Annotated in this window: 2 protein-coding genes; both read left to right on the top strand. The window is 58.5% G+C overall.

Annotation, left to right across the window (positions count from 1 at the left end; genetic code table 11):
- Positions 1-810 (top strand): helix-turn-helix transcriptional regulator (locus ACTOXK_RS12270; protein WP_482280017.1); only part of this gene is annotated, 810 nt, incomplete at its 5' end.
- Between the two features lie 142 nt (positions 811-952).
- A partial coding sequence (locus ACTOXK_RS12265; protein ID WP_482280018.1) for an FAD-dependent oxidoreductase occupies positions 953-2,061 on the top strand: 1,109 nt, incomplete at its 3' end.

Here is a 2,061-nt window from a genome sequence, read left to right as displayed (position 1 = left end):
GAGGCCGAGCGGTCTTTTACCCTCGAGCCGTCTTCGCTGGCGAAAATCCTCTGCAGCTTCTTTGTTATCGGACTGGTGGTGGGATCCTTGCAGTACTCGGTCTTCCTGCAGCAGGCAGAAGGCGAGATGTTCCCCGTCATCATTACCGCTATATCGCTCGCACTCGTGCTCTGGCTCTTTAACCGCGGGCGAGACTTCAATCTGTCGGTATGGACGAAAGTGGTTGCGACCCTTTCGCTGGTCGCTCTTATCTTAGTGCTGTTCTCATCGACTCTCACCTACCTTGCCTACGTGTTGGCCGGCATCGCATACTCTCTTTTGGAATGCGGCGCCCTCTACATGGGATTGCTCCTGGGGCGGCTGTATCCTGGTACTCGTGTGAGAATCTTAGCCACTGCCTGGTGTGTGGGGACTTTAGGGTCCCTCCCCCTGCTAGCTTCCGCTTTTTTCGGACCCCACATCGCAAGCAGGGTCGCCATGCTCTTCATGGCCCTTCTGCTCGTCGTGGCATCCATTTGGATTCTGGAGGATCGAACCATGTCGCTGCTGTTGTCCGCAAGCGGCGGCGCGAAGCTCACCTCACTCTCGGGTCGTCCCCTTGAATCATTCAGCGACAACATGGGCCTGACTACTCGCGAACGCGATGTATTCAATCTCTACATCGTCGGACGAAGCGCCCCCTACATTGCAGAGAAGCTCGTAATCAGCGAGAGCACGGTGAAATCTCACCTGCAGCACATCTACACCAAATGCGGCGTCCATTCGCGCCAAGAGCTTATCTCGCTCGTTGAAACGACCTCGAAGGAATAAACCGCCTGGTCAGATGGTTGTCGTACTTTTCGTATAGGGTGCTTTTTCTTGTATTTCATACGTTTCTCCTGTTTTCCACGGCTTCTCAATGCGGTGACATAGGTGCTGTCCTGATACACGACAAAAGGAGGGTACCGTGACGATGAAGGATTTTGGGAAGAAGGGAACGCTCAGCCGCCGAAGCTTTTTGGCAGCGCTCGGGCTGGCGGGCGCTTCAGCTGCCGGCGCAGGCCTCGCCGGCTGCGCCCCGAAGCAGCCAACCGAGGCAGCTGGCGACGACCAGACCGCCCTCGCTGACACTGGCACCCTGGTGGAAACCGACATCCCCGAGGACAAGATTATCGAGACGGTTGATTGCGACGTGTGCGTGGTCGGCCTGGGCGTGGCGGGGGTAGGAGCCCTGCGTTCTGCCGCTGAAGGAGGACTCAAGGTAATCGGCGTCGAGAAGGGCAGCAAGCCCAGTGCTCGCTCGAACATGTTCGCCGCCTTCGGCACCGAGAAGACGCGCTCCATCGGAATCGAGGACATCAGCCCCACCGAGGTGGCCAACGAGCTCATGACGCAAATGTCACATCGCGCAGACTATCGCATAACCACGAAGTGGCTGAAGAACTGCGGAGAGGCTTTCGAGTGGTACACCTCCGCATACGACGGCCTCATCTGGCTCGGCATGGAAGACGAGCTTCCCGAAGATCCTAATCAGCTGTTCGTTTGCGCCGATACGCTCACGAGCGGCGTCTACCGCTTCGGCATCGATCACGAACGCCTGTTCGCCGGATGCTGCTGCATCAGCGGCGGAGACGAGACCCATACGCCCATTCTGCAGGCCAATGTCGATGCAGCCGTGGCCACCGGCAACGCGCAGGTGCAATTCTATTCGCCAGCCGTGAAGCTCGAGACTGCTGACGGCCAGATAACCGCCGTGATCTGCCGCAATGATGAGGGCGAGGGCTACACGCGCTATCGTGTCTCCAAGGGCGTGGTGCTCGCCACGGGCGGCTATTCCCACAACGAGAAAATGCTGGGGCAGTATGCTCCGTGGATTCTGAAGAACCAGGACAAATTCCTGTTCTCATACGAGGTGACGGATCACGACGGCAACCCCGCCGATACCGGCGACGGCCAGCAGATGGGCATGAACGTCGGCGGCCACCTGGACGTGGGACCCCATGCGGTAATGGCTCATATCCTCCAGTTCGGCCAGGAGTTCTTCCTGCAGGTCAACGAGCACGGCGAGCGCTTCACCAACGA

This window comes from Adlercreutzia sp., assembly GCF_056795635.1.
This window is presented reverse-complemented; position numbering and strand designations above follow the sequence as displayed.